Source organism: uncultured Exiguobacterium sp. (assembly GCF_964277885.1).
GTDB lineage: Bacteria > Bacillota > Bacilli > Exiguobacteriales > Exiguobacteriaceae > Exiguobacterium_A.
This window is the reverse complement of the sequence record NZ_CAXYJR010000002.1, coordinates 1-13,527: the sequence shown is the minus strand read 5'-3', so window position 1 is coordinate 13,527 and position 13,527 is coordinate 1. Positions and strand designations below refer to the sequence as shown.

Here is a 13,527-nt window from a genome sequence, read left to right as displayed (position 1 = left end):
AATAACACAAATTCGCCATGGAAGACAAATCTTTTCGTGCACTTCGCCAAGAAACAAAAAACCAGACGCGACTCCTTCGAGCACGTCTGGTTCAGATATCATGATTCATGCGAGGCACGAAAGGCTTTTTGAGCGATATCAGTTCGGTAAAAGAATGGCTGATCCGTCACGTCTGGTAAGTTTGCATAGACCTGTTCGACAGCCTGCTCGATTGTCTCAGCACGGCTGACACACACGAGGACACGTCCACCAGCTGAGACAAGTTGATCGTCTCGTTCTGCCGTGCCGGCATGAAAGACGAGAAGACCGTTCCCAATCTGATCAAGTGGAATCGCTTGTCCCGTTTTTGGCGCTTCCGGATATCCTTCTGCTGCGACGACGACACCGACAGCTGCTTGATTTGTCCAAACGACTTCTGGTGTCTGTCCGTCCATCAACGGCATGATGACATCAAGCAACGGCGTCTCTAAGCGCGGAAGAATGACCTCTGTTTCCGGATCACCGAACCGAGCATTGAACTCGATGACAAATGGTCCTTGTTTCGTCAGCATCAGACCGGCATAGAGGAAGCCGGTGAACGGAATCCCTTCGCTTGCCATCTGATCGACGAGCGGCTGAATGATGCGATCAACAGCTTCTGTCGTCAACGCTGCTTCGTCCCACTGAGGAAGCGGTGAATACGCGCCCATTCCTCCTGTGTTCGGACCTAAGTCACCGTCAAACGCTCGTTTATGATCTTGCGACAATACCATCGGGATGACGGTCTCTTCGTGCACGAATGCCATCAACGAACATTCTTCCCCGACTAGACATTCTTCGATGACGACGCGGCTTTGATGACCGTATTCTCCGGCAAACGTATCGTGAATTGCTGCAAGCGCTTGGTCGACAGTTTCTGCGACTGTGACGCCTTTTCCGGCAGCAAGTCCATCGGCTTTGATGACGATCGGTGCACCCGCTTTGCGAACATACGCTTCTGCATCTGCTGCTGAAGTAAAGACTGCGTGAGCAGCGGTCGGAATACCGGCACGCTCCATCAATTCTTTTGCAAACTGCTTACTTCCTTCGATCGCCGCCGCTTCCCGTGTTGGTCCGAAGATCTGCAGTCCCGCTGCCTGAAAGGCGTTAACGACTCCGAGAACGAGTGGTCCTTCTGGTCCGACGATCGTCCAATCAATCTGTTCGTCTTGTGCGAACGTCACGAGTTCATCGATAGCATCTTCGGCGATCGGAACACATGTGGCTTGTGTCATCCCGGCATTTCCGGGCGCCGCATACACTGTCTCGATCCGTTCATCCTGTGCCAGCTTCCAGACGAGCGCGTGTTCACGCCCTCCTTTACCAATCACCAATACCTTCATTCAAATCGCCTCCGCTTAGTGTTTGAAATGTCGAACGTTCGTAAAGACCATCGTGATGCCGTGTTTGTTACACGCATCGATCGACTCTTGGTCGCGAATCGAGCCGCCTGGTTGAATGATTGCCGTAATGCCAGCTGCTGCTGCCGCTTCGACTGTGTCCCCCATCGGGAAGAAGGCATCGGAAGCAAGGGACGCACCAACCGCTTTTTCTCCAGCTTGCGTAATCGCGATGTTCGCTGAACCAACACGGTTCATCTGACCTGCACCAACACCGACGGTCACTTCGTCCTTCGCGAGAACGATCGCATTCGACTTGACGTGTTTGACGGCGCGCCATGCGAGTTTCAAATCTTCCCATTCCGCTGCTGTCGGTTTGCGGTCCGTGACGACGCGTGCGGCTGCATCATCTAATGTCTCATCGTCACTGTCTTGAACGAGCATGCCGCCAGCGACTGCCGTATAACGGATTGCTTGGACACGTTTGACGTCAAGTTCAAGCAGACGGATGTTCTTTTTCGCTGACAACAAGGCGAATGCTTCTTCCGTGAAGGATGGGGCGATGATGATCTCAAGGAAGATGCCGCTTAATTGTTCTGCTGTCTCTAAATCGACTTCACGGTTCAAGGCGACGATGCCACCGAAGATCGACACTGGATCGGCTGCATGAGCGCGGCGGAATGCCTCTCCGATCGTTGGACCGACGGCAACACCACATGGGTTCATGTGTTTGACGACGACGGCTGCTGCTTCACGGAACTCGTCGAGAATTTCGAGTGCGGCGTTCGCATCTTGAATGTTGTTATACGACAACTCTTTACCGTGTAACTGTTTCGCTGAAGCGAGAGAAGCTCCACGGTAAATCGGTGTTTTATAAAAGGCTGCTTCTTGGTGTGGATTTTCTCCGTAACGGAGATCCTGGACTTTTTCAAGCGTGATCGTCAACTGATCCGGGAACTTCTCACCTGTTTGCGTCAAGAAATAATCCGCGATCAACGCATCGTACGCCGCTGTATGACGGAAGGCTTTCGCCGCAAGACGTTGACGTGTCTCAAACGTCGTACCGCCTTCACGAATCTCAGCAACGATCGTTTCGTAATCAGCTGGGTCGACGACGACCGTGACAGCTGCGTGATTTTTCGCTGCTGAACGCAACATGCTCGGTCCACCGATATCGATGTTCTCGATTGCATCAGCATAAGCGACGTCTTCTTGTAAGACCGTCTGCTTGAACGGATACAAATTGACGACGACGAAATCAATCGGTTGAATCTGTTGCGCAGCCATCTGCTCACGATGCGATTCGAGGTCACGACGACCGAGTAATCCACCATGAACCATTGGATGGAGCGTCTTGACACGTCCATCAAGCATTTCTGGGAATTGTGTGACTTCACTGATACCAATGACCGGAAGCCCAGCTTCCTCTAACGCTTGATGTGTTCCGCCTGTCGAGACGAGCTCGATCCCTGCTTCATGAAACGCTCGTCCTAATTCGACGATTCCTGTTTTATCCGACACACTAATTAACGCTCTCATACGTTTGCCTCCTCTTTCATCCACTCTTCGATGACTTGCGGATACAGTCTATGTTCGACACGCTGAATCGCTTGTTGCAATGTTTCACGCGTCATCTCTTCTGTAATCCGGACGGCTTCTTGAGCCATGATTGGTCCTGTGTCCATGCCTTCATCGACTATATGAATTGTAACACCTGTGATTTTAACTCCGCCACGAAATGCTTGTCCGATCGCATCTTTTCCCGGGAAGGCCGGAAGTAGCGACGGGTGGATGTTGACGATCCGCCCTGCATATCGTCCGAGCAACTCTTCGCCAATCAATCGCATGTAGCCGGCGAGAATGATCCGTTCGACACCTTTCGCTTCAAGACGGGCAATGATTTCCCGCTCAAAGCTCGGTTTATCCGGATAGTCCTTCGCCCGAAAGACGAAGACGTCACATCCGCGTCGTTTCGCCCGTTCAATGACTGCTGCGTCCGGTTGATCGCAGACGATCAGTTCAATCGAGGCATGTAACGCTCCTGCCTCGATTGCTTCAAAAAGTGCTTCGACATTACTACCGCTTCCTGATGCAAAACAGGCGATCTTCATGCGTCGACTCCTTGAATCCGAACACCTTCTTGATCGGTCACCTGACCGATCACGTACGCTGTCTCATTTTCACGAGCGAGGCGTGCTGTCACTTCCGCGACATCTTCCGGTTTGACGATCAACATGAAACCGATCCCCATGTTGAAGACATTATACATATCATGTCGTGGCAAATCACCCGCTTGCTCGAGCCAGTCGAAGACTGGTAACGTCGGCCACTTTTTCGGGTCGAACGATGCGCCAAGACCTTCCGGTAAGACTCGTGGTACGTTCTCGTAGAATCCACCACCCGTAATATGGACCATCGCTTGAATCTTTTCCGTCTCAAGGGCTGCTTTGACCGCTTCGACGTAGATACGTGTTGGCATTAGGAGCGCATTTCCGAGCGTATGACCGAGCATCATGACTTCATCTTCGTAGCGGAGACCACTGTCGGCGACGATTTTACGGACGAGTGAAAACCCGTTCGAATGGACGCCAGACGAAGCGAGACCGAGAATGACATCTCCCGCCGCGACCTGATCACCTGTGATCAATTTTTGTTTCTCGACGGCACCGACGGCGAACCCGGCGATATCGTATTCGCCGTCCGCATACATTCCTGGCATTTCTGCTGTCTCACCACCGATTAACGTACATCCCGCTTGGACGCACCCTTCCGCGACACCTGCGACGATCCGTTCGATCTTCGCCGGAATCGCCTGACCGAGCGCGATATAATCAAGGAAATAAAGTGGTTCCGCGCCTTGGACGATGATATCGTTCACACACATCGCGACACAGTCGATTCCGATCGTATCGTGTTGTTCCAGTGCGAAAGCGAGTTTCAGCTTCGTACCGACACCGTCTGTCCCACTGACGAGGACTGGTTCTTTCAACTGCAATTGGCTGAGGTCGAACATCGCACCAAAGCTACCGAGTCCCGTCAATACTTCTTTACGCATCGAACGGGCGACGTGTTTTTTCATTCGCGTGACTGACTCATATCCTGCTGTCAGACTCACACCTGCTGCTTCGTAATGTTTGCTCATGTTCTTCCCCCATCTATCAAAGTTTAGCTTCTAACTCGAGCGAACCGAGCGGTGTCGGATACTCTCCTGTGAAGCAAGCGGTACATTGTCCTTTTAACGGTCCATCGAACGGGCGATCGATGGCATCGACCATGCCCGGTACAGTTAAGAATTCAAGTGAATCCGCACCGATTTCCTGACGGATTTCTTCCGGCATCAACCGGGCAGAGATCAGCTCGTCTTTTGACGATGTATCAATCCCGTAATAACATGGATTCGTAATCGGTGGTGCCGTGATGCGGACGTGGACTTCCGTCGCACCCGCTTCCCGTAACAAACCGACGATACGACGACTCGTCGTTCCCCGGACGATTGAATCATCGACCATGATGACACGCTTTCCTTGTACGACGCCGCGTAGCGCGGACAACTTCATTTTGACCCCACGTTCCCGTAACTCTTGTGACGGCTGGATGAACGTCCGTCCGACATACCGATTCTTGATCAATCCCATTTCATATGGAATTCCACTCGCTTCCGCGTAACCGATCGCTGCCGAAATACTTGAATCCGGCACTCCGGTAACGACGTCTGCTTCAACCGGCGCTTCTTCATACATCTTTTTCCCAAGTGCTTTGCGTGCTGTATGGACGTTGACGCCATCAATGATTGAATCCGGACGTGAGAAGTAGATGTATTCCATCGAACACATCGCCCGTTCACGTGGTTCCATGTATTGACGAGACGACATGCCGTGTTCTGTGATCGTTACAAGCTCCCCTGGCTCGATATCACGAATGAACTCCGCGCCGACGATATCAAAGGCACATGTCTCTGACGCGAATACGATGCCGCCGTCCGGTGTCTTCCCGAGTGACAATGGACGCAACCCGTGTGGATCAACCGCTACGAATAACGTGTCTTCCGTTAAGAAAAGGAAGGCGAACGCTCCAACGAGACGGGCGAGACTGTCAGCAATCCGGTCTTCAAGTGTGTCGAGCTTACTGCGTTTGACGAGATGGGCGACGACTTCCGTATCACTTGTCGTCTGAAAGATGGCACCTTCTGCTTCTAACAGGTGCTTCAGTGAATCCGCGTTGACGAGGTTTCCGTTATGTGCGAGGGCGAGATCTCCCGTCCGCGATTTGAAATGAAGCGGTTGAGTGTTCTCAAGCGTGTTTCCTCCTGCTGTCGAATACCGGACATGTCCGATTGCATGATGTCCTTTCAGATTCGTCAGTGTCTCTTCCGAAAAGACTTCCGTTACGAGTCCTTGCCCACGGTGCGGGAAGAGGTCGTCACCGTCACTCGTGACGATGCCTGCCCCTTCCTGTCCCCGGTGTTGCAAGCTATGCAAGCCGTAATAGGCGAGTTGCGCTGCATTCGGTTGTCCGAAGATCCCGAAGACGCCACACTCCTCATTTAGTCCTTTGATGTCATATAACACGCGATTGCTCCTTCCCAGTCTCCCTGTAAGGTCGAACGGTCTGCTTCGATCCGTGTCTCTACCGTTTCGATGACGAGAAGTTCATCGTTCGTGACGACACCGATCGCTTGAGCACCAGTCCGTTGTTCGAATGCTGTGACGTGCGCTTGTGGCACCGTGACGACGAAGCGTGATTGCGATTCACTGAACAGGTGTAAGGTTGGTCCGTCAAACTGAACCGTCAACCCGAGATCCGTTCCAAACGTCATCTCAGCGAGAGCGATGGCTAGACCACCTTCTGACACATCATGCATCGCATTGACTTCACCTGCTTGTACTGCCTGCTGTAACAATTGTAAGCGTGCGTGTTCAACGGCTAAATCGATCTGTGGTGCGCGACCGAATGATTTACCGAATTGCATATATTGAAGCTCACTACCACCAAACTCGGCTGTTGTTTCTCCTAATAGATAGATCTGGTCACCAGCTTGTTTGACGTGTTGCGTTGTGATCCATTCCGTTTGCTCGTGTAAGCCAACCATTCCGACGACCGGTGTCGGGTGAATCGCTTGACCGGCTGACTCGTTGTAGAGTGAGACGTTTCCTCCGATGACAGGTGTCTCAAGGACACGACATGCTTCAGCCATACCGGCTGTTGCTTGCTGCAACTGCCAGAAGCCTTCTGGTTTATCCGGATTTCCGAAGTTCAGGCAATCCGTGATGGCGAGTGGTGTCGCCCCACTCGCGACGATATTACGGGCTGCTTCCGCCACCGCGATCTGTCCACCGACATATGGATCCAAGTAGACGAAGCGGCTGTTACAGTCGGTCGTCATCGCGAGCGCTTTGTTCGTGCCGCGGACACGGATGACGGCTGCATCTGATCCTGGTGCGACGACTGTTGATGTCTGGACCATATGATCGTACTGATCGTAGACCCAACGTTTTGAAGCGATCGTCGGCTGACGAAGTAATGCCCGCCATGTCTCAACGACGTCTTCAACGACTGGAAGTGTCTCTTCCATCGCTTGGAATTCTTCGTAATACGCAGGGACGCGCGATGGTTTTTCGTAGACTGGTGCTTCTTCTGCTAACGCATCAACTGGAACTTCTGCCACGATATCTCCGTGATGAATCAACCGTAAGACCTTCTCTTCAATGACTTCTCCGACGTGAACGGCATGGAGTCCCCATTTGCTGACGATCGCTTCGATCTCTGCTTCGCGACCACGTTTGACGACGAGTAACATCCGCTCCTGTGATTCCGAGAGCATCATTTCGTAAGCAGTCATCCCTGTTTCTCGTTGTGGAACGTCATCGAGGTGCATCTCGATGCCCATACCGGCTTTTGAAGCCATCTCCGCTGAAGACGATGTCAGTCCGGCAGCACCCATGTCCTGCATCCCGACGAGTGCCGGATGCCCGACGATTTCAAGACACGCTTCAATCAATAGCTTCTCCATGAATGGATCACCGACTTGAACAGCCGGACGTTTTGCTTCCGTATCCTCTCCGAGATCCTCCGAGGCAAACGTCGCACCATGGATCCCGTCGCGTCCAGTAGCTGCACCGACGTACATGACTGAGTTGCCGACACCTTTTGCCTGACCCTTTTGAATATCGGCATGGTTGATCAAACCGATACACATCGCGTTGACGAGTGGATTGCCTTCATACGAGCGATCAAATCCGATTTCGCCACCGATCGTTGGGATACCGACACAGTTGCCATAACCCGCGATCCCAGCGACGACTTGTTCGAACAGTTGATTGACACGTGGTGTACCGAGATGCCCGAAGCGGAGCGAGTTCATGAGTGCGACCGGTCGTGCGCCCATCGAGAAGATGTCACGAATGATTCCGCCGACGCCTGTCGCAGCCCCTTGGTACGGTTCAACAGCGGATGGATGGTTGTGGCTTTCGATCTTAAAGACGACTGCCTGCTCATCGCCGATATCAACGACACCTGCACCTTCCCCTGGTCCTTGTAAGACACGTGGTCCAGTCGTTGGGAATTGACGGAGGACGGGTTTAGATGTCTTGTATGAACAATGCTCGGACCACATGACCGAGAACAATCCTGTTTCCGTATAGTTCGGTTGGCGTCCGAGTAAATCGACGACCATCTGGTATTCCGTATCACTTAAGCCCATCGTGGCATAGACGCGTTGCTCTTGAATCAATTCTGGTGTTGGTTCAGACTGTTGTTTTAGCATGGTGTGCCCCCTGTTTGACGAGTGAAGTAAAGAGTTTTAGTCCATCTGTTCCGCCAGTCAATAACTCGACCGCTCGTTCCGGGTGTGGCATCATCCCGAGAACGTTGCCGGCTTTGTTCGTGATCCCGGCGATATCACCGCGTGAGCCGTTCGGATTGTCGACATACGTGAAGGCGATTTGTCCGTTCGTTTGGAGCATCGCGTAAGTCGCATCGTCACAGTAGTAGTTTCCTTCACCGTGCGCGATTGGAATCGAAATCGTCTCGCCTGGCAGATAATCCGATGTAAATCGTGTCTTCGTGTTTTCAACCTTTAGTTCAACCGTCCGGCACATGAACTTCAAGCCGTTGTTGCGGTGCAAGACACCTGGCAAGAGTCCCGCTTCGACAAGGATCTGGAATCCGTTACATACCCCGAGGACCGTTTTCCCTTCTGCCGCAAAGCGTTTGACTTCTTCCATGATTGGTGAAAAACGTGCGATCGCACCGCAACGAAGGTAATCTCCGTAGGAGAATCCGCCCGGCAGTAGGACGCCGTCGTAGCCTTCAAGTGATGTTTCGGTATGGAAGACATATTCAACTTCTTCTCCGAGCGCATCCTTGACTGCATGGTACATATCTAAATCACAGTTCGATCCCGGAAAGACGATGACCGCGAACTTCATGCTGGCGTCACCTCTTCGATCGTAATCTGGTAATCTTCCATCACCGTGTTGACGAGTAATTTTTGACACATCTCATGAATCATCGCTTCTGTCGTTTCCGTTTCAACGAGCAGTTCAATCTGTTTTCCGATTCGAACACTTTCGACACCCGTAAAACCAAGCTGTTGCAATCCGCCTTTTACAGCAACTCCTTGTGGATCTAAAATGCTTTCCCGTAATGCGATCGATACGATGACTTTTTTCATTGTGTGTTTCCCCCTAGGCGATTGAATAGTGTTTGGTAAGTCTCTGTCAGTGAACCGATATTGCGGCGGAAGACATCTTTATCGAGATGTTCTCCTGTCGCCTGATCCCACAGGCGGCATGTATCGGGTGAAATCTCATCTGCTAGTAGAATCGTTCCGTCTGCCGTCTTGCCGTACTCCAATTTAAAATCAATCAACGTGATTCCGTTTTGACGGAAGTAAGGTTGCAATACTTCGTTTACGCGAAGCGCTTTGTCCGACAACTCTTTTAACTCTTCAGAAGTCGCAATCTTCAGTAAATTAATGTGTGATGAGGTGACGAGTGGATCGCCTAACGTATCATCTTTATAGTAGAACTCAACGATTGGTGTTTCGAGCACCGTACCTTCTTCGATACCGAGCCGTTTACTCAAGCTCCCCGCGACGACGTTTCGGACGACGACTTCGAGTGGGATGATGGTGACACGACGTACGAGCTGTTCGCGCTCCGAGACACGTTCAATGAAATGTGTCGGAATGCCCGCTTGTTCGAGGATTTCAAAGAAATGACTCGTCAATCGGTTGTTTAATTCGCCTTTTCCAGCAAAGACTTCTTTTTTCTCGCCGTTGAATGCCGTGGCCTCGTCTTTATAGACGATCCGGAGCACATCCTGCTCCTGCGTCGTGTACAATCGTTTTGCTTTTCCTTCATAAAGTGGTTGCATCGCTTTCGTCCCCCATGATCCTAAGATGTAGACGGGGCACGTGCCCCGTCTCAGGTTGATTAGTTCAAGCCACACCGTTCAAAAATTTCATCGACGCGACTCGTATGGTACGTCGGATCGAAACACGCATCGAGCTCTTCTTCTGTGAAAAGCTGTTGAATCTTTTCTTCTTGCCACAACAAGTCACGGAACATGATTTGTTCTTCCCACGCCTGCATCGCACGCGGTTGAACGAAATCATACGCTGCTTCACGCGACCAGCCTTTTTCGATTAAAGCGAGTAAGACATGTCCCGAGAAGATGACGCCGAACGTCCGGTCCATGTTCCGCTTCATGTTGTCCGGGAAGACCGTCAAGTTCTTCACGATGTTTCCGAAACGGTTCAACATATAGTTGAGCAGTCCTGTCGCATCCGGAAGAATGATGCGTTCTGCCGAAGAATGGGAGATATCCCGTTCGTGCCAGAGTGAAACGTTCTCGTACGCCGTCACCATGTGTCCACGGATGACTCGGGCAAGACCTGTCATGTTCTCTGAACCGATTGGATTCCGCTTGTGCGGCATCGCCGATGATCCTTTTTGACCTTTAGCGAAGAATTCTTCGACTTCACGTGTCTCCGTCTTTTGCAGACCACGAATTTCTGTTGCCATCTTTTCGATTGATGTTGCAATCAGAGCAAGTGTCGACATGTAGTGTGCATGACGATCACGTTGTAACGTTTGCGTTGAGACCGGAGCCGGTTTTGTTCCTAACTTTTCGCAGACATACTTTTCAATAAATGGGTCGATGTTTGCGAATGTTCCGACGGCACCTGACATCTTGCCGTATTCGACCGTCTCACGTGCTGCTTCAAAACGGACTTTGTTTCGTTTCATCTCTTCATACCAAAGCGCTAGTTTCAGACCGAACGTCGTCGGTTCTGCATGTACGCCATGTGTGCGTCCCATCATGACCGTATATTTATGTTCGTTCGCTTTGACCTTTAAGATGTCGATGAATCGATCGAGATCCGCAGCAAGGATGTCGTTTGCTTGCTTCAATAGATACGAGAGTGCTGTATCGACGACGTCCGTTGACGTGAGTCCGTAATGGACCCACTTGCGTTCTTCTCCGAGTGTCTCAGAGACGGCACGCGTGAAGGCGATGACATCATGACGTGTCTCTTGCTCGATTTCAAGGATGCGGTTGACATCAAAAGAGGCATTGTCCCAAAGCAACTGGACGTCCTCTTTCGGGATGACTCCTAGTTCGCTCCATGCTTCACACGCAAGGATCTCGACTTTTAACCAAGCCTCGAATTTGTTTTGTTCGGTCCAGATCGCTTTCATCTCAGGACGTGTATACCGTTCGATCATTGAACTGTCTCCTTCCATATCGACAGGCGTTCGACTTCTGCCAAAGCATCGTCGACGGTGTCCGCAAGAATGTTCAAATGGCCCATTTTGCGTCCTGTCTTGGCTTCTGCTTTTCCATATAAGTGAACTTTCGTCCGAGCGCTTAGTCTCGGTAGTTCCTCGTATAATGCTGTGACATGCTGACCCAGGATGTTCGCCATGACGACCGGTGTCGTCAGACGGGTATCACCGAGTGGGAGACCACTGATGGCACGGATATGTTGCTCGAATTGGGATGTTTCGCAAGCATCGATTGAATAGTGTCCCGAATTGTGTGGTCGGGGTGCTAGTTCATTGACGATTAGTCGAGAACCAACGACGAACAACTCGATAGCCAGTGTACCGATCAGCCCGACGGCATCCGCGATCGATTCAGCGAGCGCAATCGCTTCTTGTTCGAGTGATTCAGAAATCCGTGCCGGTACGATCGATAGATGCAAAATGTTCTCTTGATGAATGTTCTCACTGACCGGGAATACACGTGTTTCTGTTGCGCTGCGAGTAACGATGACGGAAATTTCCTGATCAAACGGTAACCACTGCTCCGCAACATACTCTGTTGGTTCGAATTGTTTGATTGCCGCTTGGAACTGTTCTTCCGTCCGAATGACGGTCTGTCCTTTTCCGTCGTATCCGAATCGTGCTGTCTTTAAGACGAACGGTAACCCGAGTCGTTGTTTTGCTTCCTCTAAGTCAGACGGATGCGTCACCGGATAGTACGGAGCGACAGAGTGTCCAATGCGTTCAATCATCTCTTTTTCCCGTACCCGATGTTGCGTTTGAAAGAGGAGATCCGTTCCATGAATCAGTTTCGTCCCGATCGCTTCAGCGACTTCCGTTGAGATATTCTCAAATTCGTAGGTGACGACATCTGATTCAGCTGCGAGCTGTTTCGCTGCCTCGACATCCGTGAAAGCAGCTTGAATATGTTGATCCGCCACTTGCGCACATGGTGCGTTGTCCGTTGGATCGAGTGTCAGAATCTCAAAGCCCATCTCACGCGCCGACAGAGCCATCATTCGACCAAGTTGACCGCCGCCTAGTATCCCGATTCGTTTCATAGCAGGTTCCCTCCAGATGCAATGACGTCTCCTTCTAGTTCGACTCGCATATGATCGAGCTTGCGGGCAAGTCGTTCATCTTGAATCGAGAGAATTTGAGCAGCTAGCAATCCGGCGTTTTTTGCGCCTGCTTCTCCGATGGCGACCGTTGCGACCGGTACTCCACCTGGCATTTGAACAATCGAGAGCAAGGAATCAATTCCTTGGAGCGCTCTACTTTTCACAGGAACACCGATAACGGGTAATGTCGTTTTAGCAGCGACCATGCCCGGGAGATGAGCAGCACCGCCTGCACCGGCAATGATGACCTTCAGTCCTCGTTCACGTGCTGATTCAGCATAACGAAACATTAGATCCGGTGTCCGGTGTGCGGAAACGACTTTCTTTTCGTATGGAATCTCAAGTTGCTCCAACACATCACATGTATGTTTCATCGTTTTCCAATCCGATTGACTTCCCATGATGACGCCGACTTCTACATTTCCCATCGCTGTTTCCTCCTTTATGCATAAAAAAAGCCCAAACCACGGCTAAAAGGGTGGCTTAGGGTATAAAAAGGTACGCCAAAGAAATATCGACGAACATCCATATACCCCATAGTCCAACGATTTAGGGTCGTTGGGTAGAAACTTGCAAGCCATATCCCTGCTATTATACGAGGTGTTTATATTCAATCATCCTGTCACGACTTCATCTTAACAAGTCCATCCCAAGGCGTCAACCAAAGGCGAACAATTTAATTTTCTGAAAATTTATCGTTCGGTTTTAAAAGGTATTTTTCTGATTTTGTTTAGTGTCCATTCGGAGTTTATTTCTTGGGAGGTATCACATCGAATCGAGCACTAAAAAAAGCACCCTCCACATGAATCGGAGTATGCTTTAGGCAGTTATTCGTTCTCTTTCACTTTGCAATCGAAGACGATTTGCTGACGAATTGGATACGGTTCGCCATTCGCGTCTAATCCAAAGATCGGCTCTTCTCGTCGGACCGTCGGGCGGTATCCCATGGCATCGATACGATCCAAACAGGCACCAATCGTCTCGTTCTCTTCGACGGCTACGCGTAGTTTCGTTTTTTTCGCCATATCCCTGTTCAGTCCCTTCATTAAAATGGATGCATGCCTTTCTACAAAAAGACACAAAAAAGCGGCGGCCCTTGAGCGTATGCTCCAGAACCACCGTTTGCCTGGCAACGTCCTATCCTCACAGGGGGAAGCCCCCAACTACTTTCGGCGTTCAAGTGCTTAACTTCCGTGTTCGGCATGGGAACGGGTGTGACCACTTGGCTATCGTCACCAGACGACGGGCTCGCGCCCTCAAAACTGAAGTCATCAACAA

At 51.0% G+C, this 13,527-nt stretch carries 13 protein-coding genes, 1 rRNA gene and 1 riboswitch; all 14 genes read right to left on the bottom strand.

All coding sequences use genetic code 11. The annotated features are described in order from the left end of the window. Positions 1-98: 98 nt before the first annotated feature. Positions 99-1,361, bottom strand: a complete 1,263-nt coding sequence (gene purD, locus ACHWTJ_RS00305; protein WP_394678922.1) for a phosphoribosylamine--glycine ligase — start codon at positions 1,359-1,361, stop codon at positions 99-101. A 15-nt stretch (positions 1,362-1,376) separates the two neighbouring features. Then, the gene (purH, locus tag ACHWTJ_RS00300; protein WP_394678921.1) at positions 1,377-2,897 is read right to left on the bottom strand and encodes a bifunctional phosphoribosylaminoimidazolecarboxamide formyltransferase/IMP cyclohydrolase; all 1,521 of its coding nucleotides are present in this window, start codon (positions 2,895-2,897) and stop codon (positions 1,377-1,379) included. Next, on the bottom strand, positions 2,894-3,469 hold the full coding sequence (purN, locus tag ACHWTJ_RS00295) for a phosphoribosylglycinamide formyltransferase (RefSeq protein ID WP_290780203.1): 576 nt from the start codon (positions 3,467-3,469) through the stop codon (positions 2,894-2,896). Before purN ends, purH begins: the two co-directional genes overlap by 4 nt. Beyond that, positions 3,466-4,500, bottom strand: coding sequence for a phosphoribosylformylglycinamidine cyclo-ligase (gene purM, locus ACHWTJ_RS00290; protein WP_294747923.1), 1,035 nt, complete (start codon positions 4,498-4,500; stop codon positions 3,466-3,468). Before purM ends, purN begins: the two co-directional genes overlap by 4 nt. 16 nt (positions 4,501-4,516) lie before the next feature. Beyond that, the gene (gene purF, locus ACHWTJ_RS00285; RefSeq protein ID WP_133208497.1) at positions 4,517-5,926 is read right to left on the bottom strand and encodes an amidophosphoribosyltransferase; all 1,410 of its coding nucleotides are present in this window, start codon (positions 5,924-5,926) and stop codon (positions 4,517-4,519) included. Next, the gene (purL, locus tag ACHWTJ_RS00280; RefSeq protein WP_394678920.1) at positions 5,902-8,121 is read right to left on the bottom strand and encodes a phosphoribosylformylglycinamidine synthase subunit PurL; all 2,220 of its coding nucleotides are present in this window, start codon (positions 8,119-8,121) and stop codon (positions 5,902-5,904) included. The genes purF and purL overlap by 25 nt, the downstream gene beginning before the upstream one ends. Further along, complete coding sequence (gene purQ, locus ACHWTJ_RS00275) at positions 8,102-8,785, bottom strand: phosphoribosylformylglycinamidine synthase subunit PurQ (RefSeq protein ID WP_394678919.1); 684 nt, start codon at positions 8,783-8,785, stop codon at positions 8,102-8,104. The genes purL and purQ overlap by 20 nt, the downstream gene beginning before the upstream one ends. Continuing rightward, positions 8,782-9,030 (bottom strand): phosphoribosylformylglycinamidine synthase subunit PurS, encoded by a 249-nt coding sequence (gene purS, locus ACHWTJ_RS00270; protein ID WP_023467069.1) that lies wholly within the window; start codon positions 9,028-9,030, stop codon positions 8,782-8,784. The genes purQ and purS overlap by 4 nt, the downstream gene beginning before the upstream one ends. Next, on the bottom strand, positions 9,027-9,734 hold the full coding sequence (gene purC, locus ACHWTJ_RS00265; protein WP_223041307.1) for a phosphoribosylaminoimidazolesuccinocarboxamide synthase: 708 nt from the start codon (positions 9,732-9,734) through the stop codon (positions 9,027-9,029). The genes purS and purC overlap by 4 nt, the downstream gene beginning before the upstream one ends. Before the next feature lie 59 nt (positions 9,735-9,793). Next, the gene (gene purB, locus ACHWTJ_RS00260; RefSeq protein WP_394678918.1) at positions 9,794-11,089 is read right to left on the bottom strand and encodes an adenylosuccinate lyase; all 1,296 of its coding nucleotides are present in this window, start codon (positions 11,087-11,089) and stop codon (positions 9,794-9,796) included. Beyond that, positions 11,086-12,189, bottom strand: a complete 1,104-nt coding sequence (gene purK / locus ACHWTJ_RS00255; protein WP_394678917.1) for a 5-(carboxyamino)imidazole ribonucleotide synthase — start codon at positions 12,187-12,189, stop codon at positions 11,086-11,088. Before purK ends, purB begins: the two co-directional genes overlap by 4 nt. Then, entirely contained in the window at positions 12,186-12,677 is a 492-nt protein-coding gene (gene purE, locus ACHWTJ_RS00250) for a 5-(carboxyamino)imidazole ribonucleotide mutase (protein WP_294750139.1), read from the bottom strand. Before purE ends, purK begins: the two co-directional genes overlap by 4 nt. Positions 12,678-12,766: 89 nt before the next feature. Further along, positions 12,767-12,868: riboswitch (purine riboswitch) on the bottom strand. Between the two features lie 208 nt (positions 12,869-13,076). Then, entirely contained in the window at positions 13,077-13,274 is a 198-nt protein-coding gene (locus ACHWTJ_RS00245; RefSeq protein WP_023467064.1) for an NETI motif-containing protein, read from the bottom strand. Positions 13,275-13,373: 99 nt separating this feature from the next. Beyond that, positions 13,374-13,489, bottom strand: a 5S ribosomal RNA gene (gene rrf, locus ACHWTJ_RS00240). Positions 13,490-13,527 lie beyond the last annotated feature (38 nt).

Coding starts and splice junctions, on each gene's coding strand:
- purH (WP_394678921.1), bottom strand. CDS start 2,897: ATGAGAGCGTTAATTAGTGTGTCGGATAAAACAGGAATCGTCGAATTA.
- purB (WP_394678918.1), bottom strand. CDS start 11,089: ATGATCGAACGGTATACACGTCCTGAGATGAAAGCGATCTGGACCGAA.
- purM (WP_294747923.1), bottom strand. CDS start 4,500: ATGAGCAAACATTACGAAGCAGCAGGTGTGAGTCTGACAGCAGGATAT.
- purS (WP_023467069.1), bottom strand. CDS start 9,030: ATGAAAAAAGTCATCGTATCGATCGCATTACGGGAAAGCATTTTAGAT.
- purC (WP_223041307.1), bottom strand. CDS start 9,734: ATGCAACCACTTTATGAAGGAAAAGCAAAACGATTGTACACGACGCAG.
- purD (WP_394678922.1), bottom strand. CDS start 1,361: ATGAAGGTATTGGTGATTGGTAAAGGAGGGCGTGAACACGCGCTCGTC.
- purQ (WP_394678919.1), bottom strand. CDS start 8,785: ATGAAGTTCGCGGTCATCGTCTTTCCGGGATCGAACTGTGATTTAGAT.
- purK (WP_394678917.1), bottom strand. CDS start 12,189: ATGAAACGAATCGGGATACTAGGCGGCGGTCAACTTGGTCGAATGATG.
- purL (WP_394678920.1), bottom strand. CDS start 8,121: ATGCTAAAACAACAGTCTGAACCAACACCAGAATTGATTCAAGAGCAA.
- purN (WP_290780203.1), bottom strand. CDS start 3,469: ATGAAGATCGCCTGTTTTGCATCAGGAAGCGGTAGTAATGTCGAAGCA.
- purE (WP_294750139.1), bottom strand. CDS start 12,677: ATGGGAAATGTAGAAGTCGGCGTCATCATGGGAAGTCAATCGGATTGG.
- ACHWTJ_RS00245 (WP_023467064.1), bottom strand. CDS start 13,274: ATGGCGAAAAAAACGAAACTACGCGTAGCCGTCGAAGAGAACGAGACG.